The organism is Litchfieldella xinjiangensis (assembly GCF_000759345.1).
GTDB classification, from domain to species: domain Bacteria; phylum Pseudomonadota; class Gammaproteobacteria; order Pseudomonadales; family Halomonadaceae; genus Litchfieldella_A; species Litchfieldella_A xinjiangensis.
Map to the genome: position 1 here is coordinate 19,069 of NZ_JPZL01000004.1, position 20,900 is coordinate 39,968.

A 20,900-nucleotide genomic window follows, 5' to 3' on the forward strand; every position below is an offset into this window, starting at 1 on the left:
TCGTCCCTGACGTAATGCTCTTGTATTTCAAGCGATTTCAATGTCATCACCCACGTAAGGGCTGACCCCTAGAATGGTTACACTGTCGTCATGCAGGGCAGTGGCTACCGAATCATCATGCTGCAAATAGATGGGCGAGGAGACCGGGCCTACTGCCATGGCGCCCTGGCCCGACGAATCCATGACGGCCGCGACGAAACCGAGAGGCAGCCTATCGCTTCCCTCGAAAGCGACCGTTCCATTGAGGAACGTGTCGTAGGCAAAACGTTCGGTGACATCGGCATAGCCATTGACGTCGAGTTGGATATCGACAAATTGGAACTCCGCCGCGTTATTGACCGGGAACGCCTCTCCCGACAAGCGCCAGTCAACGATATCCCCCACGCCGACTTGTTCGCCGACTACCGGCTGGTGGCCCTTAGTCATGATGACCCGCACCCAGGCCCCTGCTTCACCAAACACTTCGACACTCGGCGCGCTGTCCTGATACGTACCATCCTCGCCGGGAAGTAGACTGTTGACTTCCAGAGAGACCTCGGCGTCACGCATGCCTTCGCTGACCAGGGCCCTGGCACCGGACTGGCTCGTGTCTCCCATCAGTTGCCCACTGGCAATCGAGCCGTCGGTAAATTGAACATGCACCGTGGAGCCAATCAGTTCTGCGCCGGAGATCCCGCCCACATCCCACTGCGGCTGTGAATTCGTATCGACCCCGTACGTCCCTTCCTTCTGCATCCCTGCGATGGAGTTGGGATCCATATCGCCGCTGAATCCCACCTTTTCACCTGGATTGAAGCCGCCATCGGTGGTTGCGGAGAATTTCAACAATGCCCCATGAAACCCACCGTTATTGGCCGCGTTCGTTGGATCAGGGTCGGCGCCTCGCAAGAAGTAATGTTCGTACTGAGAGGGGGAAATGGCGCCGGTGTTGCCAGCAGTATCGAGGCTCCAATCCTTGTAGGCGGTATCGCCGCCCTTGCCGTCGGGATCGAACACACTGTCGCCATACAGGGCGGACCTGACATCGAAAAAGACCGCGGCAATTTTCTTGTCGCCGATGTTGGTGACCTCGAAAGAATTGACGCCAAAGTTCGATTTCTGCACACCGCCACCAGGGGTCACTGTGACCAGGACGGAACCTATATGGCCCGCCGCATAGCTATCGGGGATCTCGATGGCGGCCTGGGCGAATACCTCGCTAGCCGTCATGGGCTCCGGGTCGTCGTCTTCCAGGACCGTACCCAGGGCGCGGTAGGCCTGGCCATCGATGACATACGCGTTATCAAGCGCGTCGATCAGCTCCACCGTGACGATGTCGACCCCGTCGTAGCTCTCGTCATTGACGATATCGATACTCAGCGAGGCATGTCCGTCGACGAACGCTACCGTTTGGAAGGCAGTGGTCACGCCGCCATCGAGCGAGTACTCGATCGCCATCTCGGCATTGACATCGTCGTCGGTCGTCAAGGGGAAAAGGAGGCGTGTCGCACCACTATCCCCGCTCTCGATGAGTGTCGGCGCATCGTCGATCGCAATGACTGTCGGCTCGCCTGAGCCATCGCTTCCGGGGCCGGTCACCTCGAGATAGTCCCACCGTGCTTCGAAGGAACCGAAGCTGCCGTAATCGTTGGAGGTCACCCCCACGGCGGTGGGCACAGCGGAATCCAGTAGGTTATCCAGCACCGCCGCTGGCAGGTTCTCGGCTTTCGCCGTGACGAAACCCGGCGTCGCTTCGCTGCGCAGGCCGCCGATCACCGCACCACTCTTGGCATAGAGCGTCACCCAGGGGGTGACCGTGCCCACCGCCTTGTCGATCGACAGCGTCATTTCGATGTCGGCAACAGCCTCCAGACCCAACGCACTGTCGGCTAGCATGTCGTCGAGCTGGTAGCTCGTCTTGATGCCGTTCTTGCCATCGGGGTTCGACCAGATTTGCACCACATTGCCGCCGATACCGCCGAAGACCAGTTTCACCACTTCGTTCTTGCCCTGCGTGCCCAGGCCAAACAGCAGCCCCTGCTGGGCGTAGTCGGGAATCACATCGGCCGCCTTGCCCTGCGCCGCCAAGGCGGCCGGGAAGGGGTTGGCGAAGCGGGTGCTGACTTGCACCTCGTTGAGCGAGGCATCGCTCAGGTCGGTGTACTTGATGAAGTCGTTGGCGCTGTTGTTCTTGTAGATGTCACCGTTGGAGGTCTGGACCACCAGGTCGCCGCCTTCGATGCGAGCGATGACCGAACTGTCGCTGATGCCGCCGAGCACACCATCGAAGCCGCCCTCATCCAGCGGGTCGCCCGCGGTCTCGAAGTCGAGCATGAACAGCGTCTCTGGATCGGGCTCGGGCGATGGGATCCCATCGTCTTCCTCGATATCGCCACTCGCCGTACTGGCTTGGGAATCGATAGCGACGTCGCCGCTCTCTACGCTGACCAGCTCGACAGTGACTGACGTGGTACCGGTATCGATATCGTCGTTGGCAACGTCGATGAGCAAGGTGGCCTGACCGTCGATGAAGACCACCGACTGGGATTGCTGGGATCCGCCATCGATACGATAGGTGACGGTCAGGCTACCCTCGATCGGGGAATCGGCGGTGAGTGGGAAAAGCAGACTCGTCACACCGCTATCCCCGCTCTCGACCAGGGTCGGGGCATCGCCGAGCGCCAACAGAGTCGGCTCCACAGGGGGCTGGCCACTACCATCGCCTGGTGTCGTCACGTTGAGATAGTCCCACCGCGCTTCGAAGGAACCGAAGCTGCCGTAATCGTTCGAGGTCACCCCCACGGCAGTGGGCACAGCGGAATCCAGCAGGTTATCCAGCACAGCCGCTGGCAGGTTCTCGGCTTTCGCCGTGACGAACCCCGGCGTCGCTTCGCTGCGCAGGCCGCCGATCACCGCACCACTCTCGTCATAGAGCGTCACCCAGGGGGTGACCGTGCCCGCCGCCTTGTCGATCGACAGCGTCATTTCGATGTCGGCAACATCCTCCAGACCCAGCGCACTGTCGGCTAGCATGTCGTCTAGCTGGTAGCTCGTCTTGATGCCGTTCTTGCCATCGGGGTTCGACCAGATTTGCACCACATTGCCGCCGATACCGCCGAAGACCAGTTTCACCACTTCGTTCTTGCCCTGCGTGCCCAGGCCAAACAGCAGCCCCTGCTGGGCGTAGTCGGGAATCACATCGGCCGCCTTGCCCTGCGCCGCCAAGGCGGCCGGGAAGGGGTTGGCGAAGCGGGTGCTGACTTGCATCTCGTTGAGCGAGGCATCGCTCAGGTCGGTGTACTTGATGAAATCGTTGGCGCTGTTGTTCTTGTAGATATCGCCGTTGGAGGTCTGGACCACCAGGTCGCCGCCTTCGATGTGCGTAATGACCGAGCTGTCGCTTATGCCGCCGAGCACACCATCGAAGCCGCCCTCATCCAGCGGGTCGCCCGCGGTCTCGAAGCCGAGCATGAACAGTGTCTCGGGATCGGGCGTGCCGTCATTCAACGAAAAGGCTGCTTCATAGTACCTGCTGGCATTACCGGCAAGGTCGACGAAGGCCCCTTCCGCCACGCCGACCTTATAGGTGCCGTCCGGCCAGGCATTGTTGTTGTCAGGAGGCGATACGCTATAAGTCACCGTGACGACCTTGCCGCCCTCCGTGGAGGTGGTACCTCCAGGCACCAGGCTGACGCTTCCCGGCTCGAGGCCGGTAAACACCAATTCGTTCCCCGCAATACTCTCCAGGTCGATTCCTTGATCATCCGACAACGAGACAATGACCTGCAGCGGGCTATCATTATCCAGGGGTGTTTCGACGACGATACCTGTCACCACAGGCGCCTGTTCATCTGCAGGGGCCTCGCCGAAGGCCAAGTGACGGATTTCGATCCCGTTGACCTTGGGATTCTGGTCAACGTGTTGAAATACCAGGTTCAACGTATCGTCGCCCGCCGTCAGGTAGTACGTTCGAGACAACCCGAGTCCCAGCACCTCTGCTTCAGTGGCGTCCTCACCCAATGCTGCATAGGCTTCGCTGAGCGGATTGATACTCTTGAACGCATCCGGTACAGCACCTTCCACGGCAACGTCGAAGAGTCGATCCCCTGCATAATCGAAAATGCCGTTCCAGTTCTCGGAATAGAAGAGTGTGACGGAATACATCTCGCCGTTGAGGACGGGGAAGGCATATTCCAGCGCAGGGCTGGCGCTTTTGCCGTCGTATCGCTCCGTGGCAAACAATTGCCAGGGTACATTTGCCGAAAGCTGGCCCAGGTCGACTTCATGTATTTCATCGGTCGCCGGGGATAGATAGGCGTCCTTGGTGTTGCCGGACAGATAGGCGAAGTTCGAGCTCGTATCGCCCTGCCACTCGAGGCCGCCATCGGTTGCAGCCAGTGTTTCGCCACCGGCGTTGACGCGGTAGACCACCTGGGAGGAATCGAAGGTGATCCGGGTTCCGGTGGGCGTTGTTTCGATATTGAAGAAGTTCTCGAGCTGCCCCGCATTCGGGTTCGCAAACAGGAGGCCTTCGAGCCAGATCGAGGCCTGTTCGTTCGTCTCAGGATCGTTCAAGGTCAGCTTCACACGACCGTCTTGCTGCGAATAGGTCACATCCGAAGCGTGCAATGCAGCATCGATAACGAGCAATTCATCGTCGGGCAGGAAATCCGTGATGACCGTACCGTCAATGGTATCGAATGTGCCACGTATGCTGTCTTTCCCCCCCGCCCCCGTGAACGTGTTCTGACCCGAGCCAGCGATAAGAATATTGTCGCCGCTGTTGCCCGTGGCCACGAAATCGGCCACCGATTGACTACCGTCGAAATTCTCGACACTGGCGTGGAGTGCGGAAAGTTGGGTATCGCTGCCCGAATAGACCAGCGTATCGGTCCCCTCGGTGCCCATGGTGCCGACTGCCGCCCCTGTCGTCGCGGCGATATCATTGCCTCGCGCCTCGATATTCAGATCGTAGAAATCGATGGCCGACAGGCCCTGATCGCTGGCTGCGTCCTCGGGGGATGTCTCGGCAACGAAGCCCACCGCCGCACCGGAAGGAACACTGATGCCCCCCTGCTGTATGGCATGCTTGCCGGTCAAGACATCCTGCAGAACACCGGAAGGCAGATGAAAACCGCCAAGATCGAACCCCGTAACCGCCTGTTCGCCCTGGGCTGAATAGCCCGCAGTGACGGCGAAGTCATCCCCCAGATCGACTTCGAGGTGCAACGTCAGGGAATCGATATCGCCCTGGCTCAGCTCCGGTGCGGCAACCGTGGCCACTGGGGTATAGCTGTCCCCAAGCTCATAGCCCACTTCGAAACCGGCAGCGAGCACGCCATCCACCATGACCGCCCCGAAAACCAGCCGCAGGAAATTGGCCTGAGTCCCATCGCCCAGGGTAATGCCTGTGAGTTGGCCCGCCTTGAGCCCACCGCTGACCGAGGGAACCCAGTTTTTGACCTGGGAACTGATGAGCAATCTATCGACATCGCTCGCCGGACGGATGCCGACATGCATGGCATCCCTGGCGGTATTGTCCACGCCCACCATCGTACCGCCCGCGACGTTCTTGATCTGGAAGATCGGCGCGTTTCCGCCGGGGATGATGTTGCCGCCAAGGTCGTAGAGCCCCTCACGCTGCTGGTCAGCGGAGAATCCCTCGTCGGCGGTACGTGCGTCGCGATTGGGCGTAATGCCATCCAGTGCCGCACCCATCAAGCCCGTATCGAGCAATGTTCCCGGATAGGGGTTACCCGTAGGCTGGAAATCCAGCGTGATACGCTCGCCGACAGCCAGCGCCATGCCATTCGTGTCGCTGAACTCGAACGGATCATGGACATGGTCGAGGCCATCCATGTCATGATCGCTATCATTGACGACAACCGTTCCGGCCAGAGGTACCTTGCCGTTGGCCGGTTGCAATATCTCGATCAATGGCCCGTTCTGCTTGAAGACCGTCGTCCAGATCGAGCCTTGAAACGCGTTCTGTCCGCCGAAGGCGCTCAGGTCGTCCCCGAGCGACGCCAGGCCCAGGGGAGCCCCGCTGACATCGATCACTGTCCGATTGGCAGCCAATGTCTGGCCACTTCCACCGACGACCGTTTGCATGACGCCATTTTCGTCACGTCCCATGACAATCAGGGTGCCCTGGTTGAGACTGGCAGCCAGTATCGACCCCGACATCTTTACGCCACTCTCGGGATCGTCGAGCACTGTCGAGGTGTATTCCGTCAGGCCATTGATCGAGCCTTTACCGGAATCCAGCGCGCCATCGGTATAGCCCCCTTCGAGATAGTTGCCCTCGATGGGATTGAGCGTGGCCACGACCTGGTCAAAATCGGCCGGCATGCCCGTCTCGCCGAGCACCGTTTCACCATTGATGCTCTCAGGCGCGTCGGGATACGCGCTGGCCAGGTACGCCTTGCCCGCATCGGTGACGTAATAGCGCTCTCCCGGCGTGACAGCGATGAGCCGACCGGTCAGTTCATTTTCGGCATCACTGCCATATTGGGTCTCGACACTCGATAGCCAGGCATGAACGGCGGCGTAATCACTACTGCCAGGCCCCTCCTTATCGACATTGGAGAGCAGCAGATACGCATCGGCCACCCCATCCTTGGGCGTGAAAAGCAAGCCCGACTGTCCGCCGCTGGCCCGTGTCGGGTTGGGGTGCCCTCCGTAAACCAGGGTCAGGAGTTCACCGGTTTCGGCATCCTCCCACTCATAGGACGACGCCCCACCCTGGCCCGACGAAAGGTCACGGCCAGCCAGATCGTCTGAGCGAGTAACCTCATGGAACTGGTCATAGTTCTTGGGACTCCAACTCTCCAGGTTGATGGTGTCACCCGGGTTGATATCGCCATTGTTCAAGTTGGTCGCGATATACCCCAGCAACTGGGAATAATCGGTGTTCTTGCCGTTATCCCCGGCTTCCCCGATGGGTCGCCCGCCCCAGCTATTGTTGGCGCCATTGTCATAGGTCCAGATACGGCCATCGTCGCTGACTTCGACGTCGTAGGCGTTCCTGTATCCGGCCGAGTAAATCTGGACTGGCCCATCGGGATCGATCTTGCCGCCGTTGAGACCATCGTTACCGCCGAAGGGATCGTTGGCATCCGGTGTTCCGTCGCGAGTGGGATCGTCCAACGTAGGGATGTCATAGAGAAAAAGACGCCCGGATTGCGCATCGGTCTGCAGGGGCATTACCGCCAGTTGATCGAGATCCACTTCGAGAATGGCCGCGCTGTAGGCCGTTTCCTGCTGACCAGCAAAATTGTTCGAAGGCGCCCCACTATTGGTATTGCCGCCATTGGCGACGATCAGCCGTTGGCTGAGCAATGCGCCGGTATCGTCCAGCGTCTGGATGACCTCGAGCCCGTTGAGCGAATGGTTCTCCTCGGATCGCGCCAGGCCACGAACGATATCCACCGCCTGCCAGCCGTCACTGGTCTGATCGATCCGCGTGATGACCCCTGAATTGGTATCGAGTCCGATATCGCTTCCGTTACCGCCGGCGCCAATACGGCTGTCGCTCGAGGTGACGTAGACGCTGACCGCAGGTTTACCCGCGATATATACAGGCTGCCCCTCGGCATCGAACTGCTGAACCACATCAATGCCCGTCACCTGGCGATTCGTGCCGCTGGCTAGCGAACCGTCATCGTCATGATTGGGGATGTCCTTGACGAGATCGAGCGTTTGCGCCTCAGTGACATGGAAATAGCTTGCCTGGTCGGCATCGCCGGGATTCGTGTCGCCAAAGGCAACCGTAAGTACCTTGACGCTCCCTGAAACCTCGGTGACATACAGCTTTCCATCGGGCCCCCATACCAGCGCAGTAGGTTGGGTCAGTGAAACCTTGCCGTTGAGGTCGAGGCTACTCTTGGAAAAATCGTTACTGACCATGGTCGTGACCCTGCACTTTGAAAGAGCGCTCTAGCGGAATGCGATAGCCCAATACATGAAGTTAAAATAGAGCCTGATTACCTAACTTTACAAGCATGAACATTGCGAACAAATAAGATGATTAAGCACTAATCACTGAAGTAGTTAATCAGATTTTTAAATAACTTTTTAATGAGGCGGGCAAACTATAAAAGTATGAATAAAACGACTCATGGCCGCTTAGCGAAGCCAATACAGGCGCCAGGCCCATTCAACGGGGAGAAAAAGGGTTGCAATCACGTCCGTGCCAGGGACGTTTTCAGCATCGACCACAAGGCGACCGCGAAGACCAGATACGCCGCGAAGCCCCTTGGGTCACGTAGCATGGTTTGAGTCAGGCCAAATATCATGAAAGCCAGTACGAGAATGACACCCGAAAGTGCGAGACCGCGTACCTGCAAGTTGTCCGCGCGAATATGCTGCGAAAAATAGCCCAGCGGAACCAGGTACAGCGTCCCCAACACGATGAGACCTAACAGACCACGGCGAGCCGCCGTATCGATGACATCACTGTGCAACTGGTCATGTTGAAGGCCGGCTGGAGGCAGTTCTCCGTTTTCGACGCGGCGATCGCGTTCGGGGGCCACCCCGGCTTCGCCCCAGCCCAACCACGGCCGATCCGCAAACAGCACGAGCCCAGCCCGCCAGAGTTCGATACGGGTGCCCACCGAACCACTTGTCGTTTCACCCGAAAAATAGCGGGTACTGGCCTCAACGGCCTGGTTCCAGCGTTTGGCGACCCGGGCATCCGGCCAGGCTGCTGTCATCAGTACGAAGCCGACCGTCAGGATGACCACGAGTGTGGATAGGCGTCGTGCGGACCCGCGACCCAATGAAAACCAGACCACCGCAAACAACAAGGGGACCGCGATCCACCCGCCTCGCGTGCCGGAAAGCAGTGAGGCAACAAGTCCCCCGATCGCTGCAATCCAGGCCAACAGGCCCAGCATCCAGCCATTCGCTGGAATAATATTGCGTGCGGTCATCGCCGGGATCAAAGCGAACATACCTAATAACAACGACAGGTTGCCAAAGGGGATGGCATTCATCCCGTTGTCTGGACGAACATCCCCGTGGATGAACCGTTCGACAAGCGCAATCGCCCCGGCCCCAAGGGCTCCCATGCAAACGCCCATCCACCAGAAAAACGTCGAAGGAGGATGCTGGCGAAGCCAGACCAGCCCCAGGGCCGCGAGCCACGGCCAGCTTGCCAATGGCAGCCAGGAGGTATCCGACGCGGCAGGCCCACGCAAAAGGACGTCGAGACAGCCATACAGGCCCGCCGCCATAAGCACCGACACCCAGATACCATCGCTACGGTCTAGCGTGTTGCCCTGCCAACCTCGCCAGAGCACTAACCCTGAGCCTATCCAGACCAGGGGGATCAGGGCATAGCCGATGGGCACGACGACCAGGCTCGCTGCGAACAGCGCGATCAACGCTCCATTCCAGCGATGTAGCGCCTGCTGGTTCCCGCATCCAATCCCCTGGTGATTCCTGCCCGACACCTGGCTACCTTGCATATGTCATCACTCGGTGCGATGGACAGGCGAGCTCGCCTGGGCCATGACACGACTGACCACCCGTGCCTGATGACGCATGTCGCTTACGCTGTAGGTGGGGTCGACCATGAACATCAGGCTGGTCTCACCGAGCCGGCGTGCCACCGGAAACCGCACACGGGGTGCAAACGGCGTCGCCTCAAAGGCGCGCTCGAGATAGACCTCGCTACATCCCCCATGCATGCAGCTCACCCCGCCACGCTGAAGCTCAGCCACGACACGGTCACGGCTCCAGCCACGCCGCAATTCGTCCGGCCGTATATACGCGTAGAAACGATAATAGGCGTGACCCGCCTCGGCAGGCGGCACAGGGATGCGAAGCGCCGGCACGTTGGACAACCCCGCTGCAAGCGCCCGCGCATTCTCCCGGCGCTGCGCTAGCCATGTCGACAGTTTACGTAGCTGCAAACGGCCTATGGCAGACTGCATTTCGGTGAGACGCCAATTGGTACCGAAGGACTCATGCAGCCAGCGAAACCCGGGCGGATGCGAGCGATGCATGACGGCATCCCAGTCCTTGCCGTGGTCCTTGTAGCTCCAGGCCCGCTTCCAGGCGTCTTCATCCTGCAATAGCAACATACCGCCCTCGCCGCCTGTCGACATGATCTTGTCCGTACAAAAGGAGAAGGCGGCGGCATCGCCGAAGCTGCCGACCGGCTGGCCATTCCAGGTCGCACCATGCGCCTGGGCACAGTCTTCGATCAGGGCGAGCCGGTGATATCGGGCCAACCGACCCAACCTATCCATATTGCAGGGCCAACCCGAGTGATGCACGGCGATAATGGCACGTGTCCGTTCGCTCAAGACCGCCTGGACGCTGTCGACGGTAATGTTTCCAGACGCTTCATCGACATCGGCGAATACAGGGGTCGCGCCCTGCAGAGCGATACTGCTCGCTGAGGCGATGAAGGTCCGTGGCGACACCACCACTTCATCCCCCGCCCCGATGCCCAGGGCAATCAAGGCAAGTTCCAGTGCCACCGTGCCATTCGCGAGCGCAATGCCGAAATTCGCCTGATGATAGGCAGCAAACTCCTGTTCGAAAGATTGGCCTTCCTGGCCGCTCCAGTAGTTGACCTTGCCGGAACGCAGGATATTGGCGACGGCGAGTTGCTCGTCCTCACTGTATTGGGGCCATCGAAGCATCTGCATTTATCCTGCTTAGTGATTGAAAACGGTGCGCCACATATAGCCAATATCCTTTTTTATCGACCATTCAATGACATAACGGCGATTGATCCGTGTCTTGTCAGGGAAAATCACCTCGCGGCTGAAACGCTCGGGGTCGGCCACGTCGGCCAGGAGGCTTTCCTCGTTCCGGTACTTCAAGGAGGCCGGGCCAGTGATGCCCGGCCTGACACTCATGACGATACGATCCTCGCCATGGAGCGTATCCATGACAGCCGGCATATCGGGCCGGGGGCCGACAAAGCTCATGTCGCCGACAAGCACGTTATATAACTGTGGCAGTTCATCCAGCTTGGCCTGACGCAATCGCCGCCCGAGTCGGGTAATGCGCGGATCCGTCACCGTCGTCTCGGTGGTCATCACCCCTTCGCATCGCCGCATGGTGCGGATCTTGACGATGCGAAACGGCTTGCCATACTGGCCGGACCGAGTCTGAACGAAGAAGCCCGACTCCCCAGTATCCCGCCAGGCGATGAAGGCGGTCACGAGGATGATCGGCCAGAGCAGCAGTAACAGGACAAGCGCCAGCCCCAGATCAAATCCGCGCTTGAGCCACGCTTGTGGTCGCGACAAACCACGGCAAGGTAGCGCCAGGGCCGAGTCATCGCGTAGGCTTTCGCTGGTTCCCTCGTTCACCGTACCATCCCCGGTTCGCGCGGATTCAGGCTGAATGAACTCACCCCCTTGGCCAGGTAATGGAATGCCTCGCCACAGAAGATCCAGGGATCGTCGCGCTTGATATCGTCATAGGACGACACCGCGACCTGGCCCGGCAGGCTACGAGACAGCGCCGCCCCGAACTGCCGCTGTCTGGCCAGCGTCAGGCGACGAATGATATCCCCGAGCAACCACTTGGCGACGACCCCATCACGCCCCTTGGTCGCCAGCGCCAGGACGGCTTCCGGTCCCTGGGTCTGGGCCAGGTACAACAGATACGCGAAATTGACCCCCGACGAGAGCGCCAGGTCGAACGAGCCCCACAGACGCGGATTGATTTCAATGAAGTAGCCCTGCTTGTGCGTAGGCTCATACTTGAATTCGATCATGGCCAGCCCGTGCCATTGCAGCCGCTCGAGAAGCGTATGGGCATAGGATTCGAGAAGCGGATTCGAGTCGCTGATACGCAGCGTACTCGTCCCGCCACTGGCGACCTTTTCCTGCAGACGGCGATGGGTGAACGATGCAAGCGCTTGACCGTGCCAATAAAGGCAGGACACGCCCCAACCCTCCCCACCAACGACTTCCTGCACCACCGGCAGGCGTTGGGGATCGAGTTCGAAATCCGATTGCATGTCCCTTACCAGCGTGCCAAGCGACGCGCCACCCCGGGAATAACGCACCCCCTTGGAGCTATTCCCCCGTCTTGCGCGGGCAATGTAATGCCGCTCGGGATCCGTCAAGCCAGCGAGCTGGCTCACATTGGTGTACGCGACCATTGGCGCGACCGGCACCCCAGCCTGCTCAGCGAAGCACGTCATTCGATGCTTGTCGTTGACCAGCGCCAGGCTTTCCGACGAAGCCAATGGCAGTGAAGCGGGCGTATCGAAACGCCCCTGATCGCGAGCCTCGGCCAACAACTCGCCTTCGTCATGCCCCGGGAGAATCATTGCTACGCCCGCGTCACGACTGAGCCGCTCGATGTCACTGACGAACCCGGCAGGATCGAGATGGGGCGAGGCATAGCGTGCCCGTGCATGCGCCAGTCGCGAGGCACGACACATCCCCGTTCGATGGTGGTCGGCCGCGACGACACGCACCCCTTCCTGGGCGAGTCCCCTCAATGCCGCATAGCTGCTTCTACACCAGCCATAGGTCAGTAATACATCGGCTTCGTTACTCATAGGCCCTACGTTATAAATTGAGACGTTTGAACTGGCGAAATAAAAAGCGCAGGCACACTTTTATCGGAGAAGGGAAAAACTGACTACGATGCTTCAAGCCTGCCCACCAGTTGGGTGCCTGGTGCGACAGACCGCGCAGGAAGGGACCACGGAAGATCTCGCTATTTCCAATGGCCAATACAGGCTTACCCGTTAACGTTGCCATTTCGGCAGCGGTCCGATCATTGAACTCGATGGCAAATTTCGCCCCGATTTCGCCATAAGTCCGAGCCTTCCACGCAACGATCTCGTCCGCCGTATTCATGGCGTCAGGCAGCCAATGAATCTGCCCATGATCAATGCCATAACGTTCGAGCATTGTTTCGACGTCATGCCGCAAGCTGATGGGAAATTCAGCTAACAGATGGCCGATTCGATAGCTTGGAATAAAAGCAGGCTCCAGCTCACCCGACAATATGCGCGCGCTGTCGACTCGACTCTCATTGGGTCTGCAGAAGAGCGCATCCAGGCTAATACATGCGTGTTCGATTGACGACCGGTGGAAAAGATTCCATTCGAATGTCCGGGGCTTGGGCACGTATTCAAGGAAAAGGTCGATATCGCTTCGGTTCTTCAGTGACGAATAGATGGCCAGCGTCGTCACTGTACCGGCGTAAACGGCATCGACTTTTTCCTTGGCAAAGCGCATTTCACGCCCCGACATGATGCTGTCGTCGACTAGAAGCACTCGCTTGGCATTTTGGGCCAGTGCGACTGTGCGTGAGCTTTTCCGCGTCTTGCCATTAGCGATGCTGCCATTATTCAAGAAGGTAGGCAGGTCCACGCAAGAAATGTTGAGATAAAGAGCGATCATATAAGCCGGTATCATGCCACTTCGAGGCACCCCGACGATAAGATCGAATTTATGGGCTTGAAGCGAGGGCAGGTGATTACGTATATCGTGACTCAGATTCTCATAAGTTTTATAAATCATCGAATTCGCTCATCATAACCGGTGTCAGGTTAATGCCATTTTCTGGCAAGGATACGCAACCGCTGCGGTAGGATCCCGCCTGCCAGTCGCAATAGCATATAGCCCGTATCCCCTACGCCCCCGCTCAGGTCTCTTATTATTTTTCGCTGCAATAACACACTGGAAAACAGATAACGAAGACGGTCCTTGTTTTCATAGGATTGCAATGCATGAATGCGTTTTGCCGATAGCTTGGCATCCAGCTTATACAGTCGATAGCCATGGCGCGCCAACCTGCCCCATAGCTCGTAATCGATTTGTCGGGTCCGGATTTCATCGTATCCTCCGACCCGCAGCAGCGCCCGCTTGCGCATCATGACCGAGGAATGTCCGAAGGGATTGCTGCGTTTCAAGCGCGCAGTCACATCCTCACTCTTGTCAGCATCATCGATCGCTTCCCAGGCAAAGTCCTGCAGGGTTTCGAAATACACGGCGTGACAGGCCACCAGGGCCGCGCTTGCGTCCGCCCGGGCCAGAAGGCGTTGCTGGATCTCTGCACGTTGCGGATGGGCCAGGTCGTCCGCGTCGAGATTGGCGATATACTCGCCCCGCGTATGGTTGACCGCCAGGTTCAATGCCTTGCCACGACCGATCCCTGACGTTGGAATAACCACAAGCCGTGGGTCCCGTTCCGCTTCATCCTTGAGTACCTCCAAGGTGCCATCAGTCGACCCGTCGTCCACGATGACCGCTTCCCAATTCGGGTAGGTCTGACGCTGCAGGCTTTCTATGGCCTCACGCACCATAGGCAAACCGTTTCGCACGGTCATGAAAAAGCTGACAAGTGGTGGCATGGATGAGGTCCGGTAGGTGAATTAGCGCAATAACGCACGAGTGAACGAAAACAGCGACAACGGGAATAGCAGGCATAGGGTGTAACACCATTGCCTGGGCCTCATGACGTCATAAAACAGATTGACGATATCGTCGCGTATCGATTTCCCCGCTGATTTCTTCTCAATCGCCCACGCCAGGGACTTCCGATTGACGGCGATCTTGAGTCGTTTGACATCCAGCTCCGTCAGGGAAAAGCGTTCCTTCAAGAAGAGCTCCAGCGTGGGATGGGTGCCTACCAGATTGTCGTGGTTTCGGGTCACACCTCGATGATCCATGACCCACAGGCTGGTGACTTCCTTGGAATAATGTAGCCATTCCACGGTACACAGCAGCTTCAACCAGAAGTAGACGTCGCCACCTCGCCTGAATCGACCTTCAGGAAACCCACCAAGCCGCTCGAAGAGGCTGGCCTTGATGCATACGCCATTCATGTGAATGAAGTCGTTCTTGCCAAATGCCCCCAGTGCCTGCGAGCGGGATACACGCCCCTCGCTCAATTCACAGGTTCGTTGCCGCCGTGAGTTGCCTTCGAGCTTTTCGTAACCATTGACGAAGAATTCGATATCCGGGTGCTGCTCAATGGCGTCGTGGAACGTCTGTAGGTGCTGCTTGAACAGGACATCGTCGGCATCGAAGAAAAGCAGCCACTCTGCCGAGGCATGTCGTGCGCCGTGGTTTCGCGCCGCATACCCACCCGGTCCCGGCGGGTCCCGGTGCAATAGCCGGAGCTTTCCCTGCTGGGCTTCCTGCTCGAGAATGGACACGGAGCCATCACTCGAGCCGTCATCCACGGCAATGACTTCAAAGTCCCGGTACGTTTGCGAATACAGTGTCGACAAGGAAACCTCAAGGGATTCCGCCTTGTTATAGACCGGCACGATGACCGAAAACATGGGCATGGGTCAGCTCCTGGCTTCGAGCAGCAGGCCCTGCTCTTTCCAAATGTGATCGGTTATCCTGCCCTCGGGGCGATAATCCACCGGCGCATCGAGCAGCAATTGTTTGATACGTTCGTAGTTGGACTCGTTCATGGCGCGTTTCATCAAGCCCAAAAAGCGCTCGAGCTGATCCCTTTCCCAAAATACTTCCTTGGAACTCATGATGCGCGGGTGACGGGTCGACGTGACATCACCGCCGATCAGCAGCTCCTCGTAGAGCTTTTCTCCCGGGCGCAATCCGGTAAAGACAATCTCGATATCCCCTTCGGGATTCAATTCGTCTTTCACTTCCAGTCCCGATAAACGGATCATATTGGCGGCCAGGTCGTGGATGCATACCGGCTCCCCCATGTCGAGCACGAAGACTTCGCCGTTCGAGGCCATGGCGCCGGCCTGAATCACCAGTTGGGCCGCTTCCGGGATGGTCATGAAGTAGCGCGTGATGTTGGGGTGCGTGACCGCCACCGGCCCGCCGCGCTCGATCTGCTTGCGAAACAGGGGCACCACCGAACCGCTGGAGCCCAGTACGTTGCCGAAACGCACCATACTGAAGCGCGTGGCACCCTTTTCGGCAGCATAGGCCTGACAGACCAGCTCAGTGAGGCGCTTGGTCGCGCCCATCACGTTCGTGGGGCGGACTGCCTTGTCGGTCGAGACGAGCACGAACGTTTCGACCCCTCCTTCGACGGCAGCCTGCACCAGGTTGAGCGTGCCGAAGACATTGTTACGGATGCCCTCGATGAGATTGTTCTCGACCAGGGGCACGTGCTTGTAGGCTGCAGCGTGGTAGACCGTCTGGACATTGAAGGCCTCGATGATCGCATCGAGACGGTCGCGCTGCTGTACCGAGGCCAGCAAGGCTGTGATCGTCAGGTTGAGCCCGGTCTCCTGGGCGGTCTTGCTGAGCTCTTGCTCGATGGCGTAGAGCGCGTATTCACAGTTATCGAGCAGCAGTAGCTTGGCGGGGCCCTGGCCGAGAATCTGACGGCATAGCTCCGAGCCAATCGAGCCGCCGGCTCCTGAGACTAGAATGCACTTGTAGCGGATGTCGGAATCCATGAGTTCCGGATAGGGAGGCACCTGCTCACGCCCCAACAGATCCTCAACGGAGACGTCACGGATATCGCTGATTCGCGCCCGCCCCGACAGCACATCGGCGGTGCCCGGGACGGTCTGTACCGGGATCTGCTGCTCGGCCAGTCCCGACAGGATTTCGCGTCGGCGGTAACGGGGGGCACTGGGTATCGCCAGCAGCACGAGCTCGGCGGCATGACGTTCCATGAGCGCACTGAGTTCTGCCGGTCGATGAACGGGCAAGCCTTCAACCAGAGCGCCTTCCAGTCCTCTCCAGTCATCGACGAAAGCGACAGGAACGTAGTCGCCCCCATGACGTAGCGAATTGACCAATTCGCACCCCGTCGTGCCTGCTCCGTAAATAATGACCGGCTTACGATGGTTATTCACGCTATGTAGATAGAGTTCGCGCAGGAAGAAGCGAACGCCGCCCACCGTCAGAATCGCCAATAAGGTAAAAATCAGTGGTACTGCCAAGATCAACGCGTTGCCAGTGACCATGTTGAGTGTCAGCAGCACCAGGCCGGTGGCAGCGACCGCTTGCAGAATCAGCAGCGCTCCCTTCTCGTTCATGAAGCGGATCACCATCCGATACAGGCCGAGATAATGGAAAATCAATTGGCTGGCCACCACCGTGACGAGCAGCGACCACAGCGCCCCGCTCTGCCATAGCTGCTGCCACTCGGTGAACTGAATGAGAATGGCCAGCAGCAGGCTTATGGAGACCAGCACGGCATCCGCGGCACGCAGGACATGGCGCTTTCTCTGCCGGGGTAATCTGAGTAATGGTTCAATTGATTTCATCCCTGTTGTTCCTTTTTTACTTTTCCTTGAATATCCACAGCGCCGCCATCCATCGCAGATGGCGTCAATACCCTGCGTTGACGTCGATCGCCGTCAGTGGAGGACGGCCTTCCTGAAGCGCGCGCACATTGTCTTTGAAGATGCCGAGCGCTCGGTCGAGGTAGAAAGGGGTCGTCCCCGAGACATGGGGGGTGACCAGCACCTCCTCCCGCTTCCACAACGGTGAGCTTTCGGGCAGGGGATAACGTTCGAAGACATCCAGTGCGGCCCCCTTCAGCCGGCCCTGGTCGATGGCCTCGGAAACCGCGTCGCTACACACGACCCCGCCCCGGGAAACATCGATCAGCACCGCACCCGGCTTGAGGCAAGAAAGCAGCTGTTTCCCCACGAAGCCACGCGTCTCGTCGGTGAGCGGCAAGCTCACTACCAGGTAATCGGTCTCGCCCAGATAAGGCCAGATGGCATCCTGGGCAACGACCCCCGAAACGCAAGGCACATGACCCGGGCACCGTTTGGTGCCGATCACGTGCATATCAAAGGCACGCGCACGCCGTGCAATCGCCTTGCCCACGTGGCCAAGCCCAAGGATCGTCAGCCGGGCCCCGGTGAGCTCATCGAGCCAATAGCGCTCCCATCGGCACTGGTCCGAATTACGCACGTAACGATTGAACCGCTTGGCGAAATGCAGCATGGCGCCAATGACGTACTCGCTGATCGGCGCGGCATGCACTCCGCTGCTCTTGGTCATGAGCACGCCCTGCTTGTCGAAGGGCATGTCCCAGATTCTCTCGATGCCCGAGGACAGGAAATGCAACCAGCGATAGCGGCCCAGGCGCGACAGGGCGTCACTCAGCCAGGGAAGCGTGGGGGTAATGACCACATCCACCTTCAGGCCCTCGGGAACCGCGTCCACACAATCCGCAAAGGTCAGTTGAACGTCAGGGATGGCCTCGCGAAGCTGTTCGAGCACAGTGGCTTGCTGCCCACCGAGCACATCAGCGCGTTGCAGGTAAAGGACGTGTCGAATCAACATGAGCCGACTTCGCTCAAGGTTCTTGGCTCGACGATCCCGAAGACGCGCTCGACAAGCTGATGCCGATTGGTCTCGAGCCGATCCGGCTTCGCCGTTGCCCACCGTCGTGCCACCGTGTCGAGCGCCGCCAGTTCCGCAGCGAAATCCAGCTCCTGAAGCAATTGCGCGACACTCGATGCCGAGTTATGGAACACCCGGCTCAAGATGACCCAGGTCGAGCCCAGCCGGACATGCTCTCCCAATACCTGCTCGGCGGGCAGCTCGTTCATGCCTACCCGGCCCACGCCCCCCATCCCCCAGGTGATATCCGCTTTCTTGAGCAGTGACGCCGCGGGATCCAGAATGCCTCCCGCAAGGGGCTCGAAGAGAAACTCGAGGCGCAGCCCCAAGGAAAGATCGTTAAGGCCCAGGTGCACCTCATCGACACCGGGGGTGAGATACTTCTGCCAGCCCGGCATCCTGACCAACGCCTGTGGCGTTTCGGCGAGGTAGGTCACGGGAACCCGCCCATCGACCAGGCGGTCGAAGCGCTTTACTTCGTCGCAGGTGGTGAACATCGGCAGCATCAGGCGCTGGGCGCCATGATCGATGGCGGCCTCCACCTCTTCTGCCGTACCGTCATGAAAGGGGTTGATGCGCACCATCAACTCAGCACGTTGGAGGCACTGTGCAACCGCGGCGATCGCTTCCAGGCTATGACAGGCCTTATGCGTATTGAGGTGCCCTTGCCTGGCAGCTTTCCCGATTACCTCGCGATCCATGAAAATGCGATCCACCCCATGGCATTCGACAAACGCTGCCACTTCGGGGCTGTCGGTAATCATCATGTACTTGAGTTCGCTCACGCTTCCTCCCTCCGTGAAGGATCGGTTGCTTGATAGGCCCGCCAGTTGTTTGCCTCGTCGCCGTAGACATCCTTGGAAGCGACCACCACCCATACCGTCCTGGCCATGATGAGCAGGTCGCGCCAGACACTCTGCTTGAGTACGTACTCTCGATCGCAGGCCAATTGATCCAGCCAACCCAGGCTGCGACGTCCGCGTACCTGCGCCAGCCCCGTCAGGCCAGGTGCCGCATCGAACCGACTCGCGAATTCCGCAGGAACGACCTCGAGTTGCTCTTCGATGATCGGACGAGGGCCCACCAGGCTCATGTCCCCGCGCAGCACGTTCCATAGCTGGGGAAGTTCATCGAGACTGGTCGAGCGCAGGATCCGCCCGGCGCGTGTGATTCGCGGATCGCTGGTGCCCTTGAGCGTCCCTTCGGCGCGTTGATCGATGGCTTCGGCGGGACGGTCGACCATGCTGCGAAACTTGAGAATGTGGAAACGTCGGCGACCCTGACCGATGCGGACCTGGCGGAAGATCACTGGCCCGGGGCTGTCGAGGCGGATCCACAATGCAATCGCAGCCAGGAGCGGGGAAAACGCGATCAACGCCACGGCGCTGAGAACGATGTCCAGCGCCCGTTTAAGGGAGAGCGTCATGACAGCTCCATGGAGTCGAGCAGGACCCGGTTGACCTTGACCACGTCATACTTTTCCTCGACCAGCGCCCGGGACGCGCGCCCCTGGGTAACGGCCAGCTCCGGGTGGTCGATGAATCGCTGCATGGTCTCGACGAGCGTATCCACCGAGCGTGGCGGCACCAGGAACCCATTGACGCCCTCCATCACCGTCTCCCGACAGCCGGGCGCATCCGACGTGATCACTGCGCGTCCGACGCTCATCGCCTCCAGGACGCAGCGCGGTGTGCCCTCGCGATAACAGGAAGGAAAAACAAAGACCGAACATTCGTTCAGATACGGGCGCACGTCCTTGACCCCGCCCACGAATTCCACACCGCCGAGCGCTTTCCAGCGCGCCAATTCCTCTTCCGAGCAGGCACCCGGTAGCGAAGGATCGTGCGGCCCCACGACCACGAAACGGGCATTCGGATGGCGCGCCTTGATCTGCTGCGCCGCTTCAGAGAATACCCCGACACCCTTTTCGCGCAGCAGGCGACCCACATACAGGAAAACCGGCGCCCCCTGGGGCACGGCAGATTCCCGAAAACGCTCCAGGTTCACCCCCGAGCCATTGATGCGTACCGCCTTTTCGACCTCCCGGATGACACCTTGGGCGCGAAATTCATTCAGGTCGTCGGGGTTCTGGAAGAAGACATGATCATTACGCGCCAGCGCAACGGCATAGAGCTTGGATACCACACGGCGCAACCAACGGCGCCGTTGCCCCTCTTCCTCACCGAAGACATAGCCCAGCCCGGTGATCATCGAATAGACGCGCGGCACCCCAGCCAGGCGGGCCGCCAGGCTACCGTAGACAACCGGCTTCACGGTGTACGAGAACACCACGGTGGGCCGAAAACGGCGCATGGTCTTCCACAGCGAGAAAAGGGTGCGTATGTCCTTGAGCGGGCTTACTGTCGCGCGGGCCATATCGAAGCGCACAACCTCGATACCCAAGCTCTCGGCCTCAGGCAGATAATCCGCGTTGGGAATGGCCGCGCAGACGTGCAATCCCCGCGCTTGCAAGCTCTTGATCAGGTCACCGCGGTTGGCGATCAAGGAGCGGGCATTACCCGCCACGATCAAGATATCGGTGTTCTTTTTCGATGTCGTCATGAGGGTTCCCGACTCCAGAAAACGATCTGTTTGCCCATGCCGCGACGGCCTTGGGTTCGGATA

Annotated in this window: 13 protein-coding genes; all 13 read right to left on the bottom strand. The window is 59.2% G+C overall.

Translation table 11 applies throughout. The annotated features are described in order from the left end of the window. Window positions 1-27: 27 nt before the first annotated feature. The 13 genes from JH15_RS14930 to JH15_RS14990 all read right to left on the bottom strand — a co-directional run bounded on the left by JH15_RS14930 (window position 28) and on the right by JH15_RS14990 (window position 20,837). The gene (locus JH15_RS14930) at window positions 28-7,887 is read right to left on the bottom strand and encodes a malectin domain-containing carbohydrate-binding protein (RefSeq protein ID WP_043531827.1); all 7,860 of its coding nucleotides are present in this window, start codon (window positions 7,885-7,887) and stop codon (window positions 28-30) included. Window positions 7,888-8,162: 275 nt separating this feature from the next. Beyond that, window positions 8,163-9,449: an O-antigen ligase family protein gene (locus JH15_RS14935; RefSeq protein ID WP_081949061.1), complete on the bottom strand. Its 1,287-nt coding sequence runs from the start codon at window positions 9,447-9,449 to the stop codon at window positions 8,163-8,165. 6 nt (window positions 9,450-9,455) lie between these two features. After that, entirely contained in the window at window positions 9,456-10,634 is a 1,179-nt protein-coding gene (locus JH15_RS14940; RefSeq protein WP_231566454.1) for a DegT/DnrJ/EryC1/StrS family aminotransferase, read from the bottom strand. A 15-nt stretch (window positions 10,635-10,649) separates the two neighbouring features. After that, complete coding sequence (locus tag JH15_RS14945; RefSeq protein WP_231566455.1) at window positions 10,650-11,312, bottom strand: sugar transferase; 663 nt, start codon at window positions 11,310-11,312, stop codon at window positions 10,650-10,652. Next, window positions 11,309-12,517, bottom strand: coding sequence for a carboxylate--amine ligase (locus tag JH15_RS14950; protein ID WP_043531831.1), 1,209 nt, complete (start codon window positions 12,515-12,517; stop codon window positions 11,309-11,311). The genes JH15_RS14945 and JH15_RS14950 overlap by 4 nt, the downstream gene beginning before the upstream one ends. A gap of 10 nt (window positions 12,518-12,527) precedes the next feature. Next, entirely contained in the window at window positions 12,528-13,490 is a 963-nt protein-coding gene (locus tag JH15_RS14955) for a phosphoribosyltransferase family protein (RefSeq protein WP_043531834.1), read from the bottom strand. Between the two features lie 29 nt (window positions 13,491-13,519). Next, entirely contained in the window at window positions 13,520-14,323 is an 804-nt protein-coding gene (locus JH15_RS14960; protein ID WP_052384157.1) for a glycosyltransferase family 2 protein, read from the bottom strand. Between the two features lie 21 nt (window positions 14,324-14,344). After that, complete coding sequence (locus JH15_RS14965; RefSeq protein ID WP_043531836.1) at window positions 14,345-15,265, bottom strand: glycosyltransferase family A protein; 921 nt, start codon at window positions 15,263-15,265, stop codon at window positions 14,345-14,347. A gap of 3 nt (window positions 15,266-15,268) precedes the next feature. Beyond that, window positions 15,269-17,182 (bottom strand): polysaccharide biosynthesis protein, encoded by a 1,914-nt coding sequence (locus tag JH15_RS14970; protein WP_043531839.1) that lies wholly within the window; start codon window positions 17,180-17,182, stop codon window positions 15,269-15,271. Between the two features lie 64 nt (window positions 17,183-17,246). Continuing rightward, entirely contained in the window at window positions 17,247-18,215 is a 969-nt protein-coding gene (locus JH15_RS14975) for a D-2-hydroxyacid dehydrogenase (RefSeq protein ID WP_043531841.1), read from the bottom strand. Further along, a complete protein-coding gene (locus JH15_RS14980; protein WP_197053334.1) occupies window positions 18,209-19,060 on the bottom strand; it encodes an aldolase/citrate lyase family protein in 852 nt (283 codons plus the stop codon). Before JH15_RS14980 ends, JH15_RS14975 begins: the two co-directional genes overlap by 7 nt. Beyond that, a complete protein-coding gene (locus tag JH15_RS14985) occupies window positions 19,057-19,701 on the bottom strand; it encodes a sugar transferase (RefSeq protein ID WP_043531842.1) in 645 nt (214 codons plus the stop codon). The genes JH15_RS14980 and JH15_RS14985 overlap by 4 nt, the downstream gene beginning before the upstream one ends. Further along, the gene (locus tag JH15_RS14990; RefSeq protein ID WP_043531844.1) at window positions 19,698-20,837 is read right to left on the bottom strand and encodes a glycosyltransferase family 4 protein; all 1,140 of its coding nucleotides are present in this window, start codon (window positions 20,835-20,837) and stop codon (window positions 19,698-19,700) included. The genes JH15_RS14985 and JH15_RS14990 overlap by 4 nt, the downstream gene beginning before the upstream one ends. Window positions 20,838-20,900: the final 63 nt, after the last annotated feature.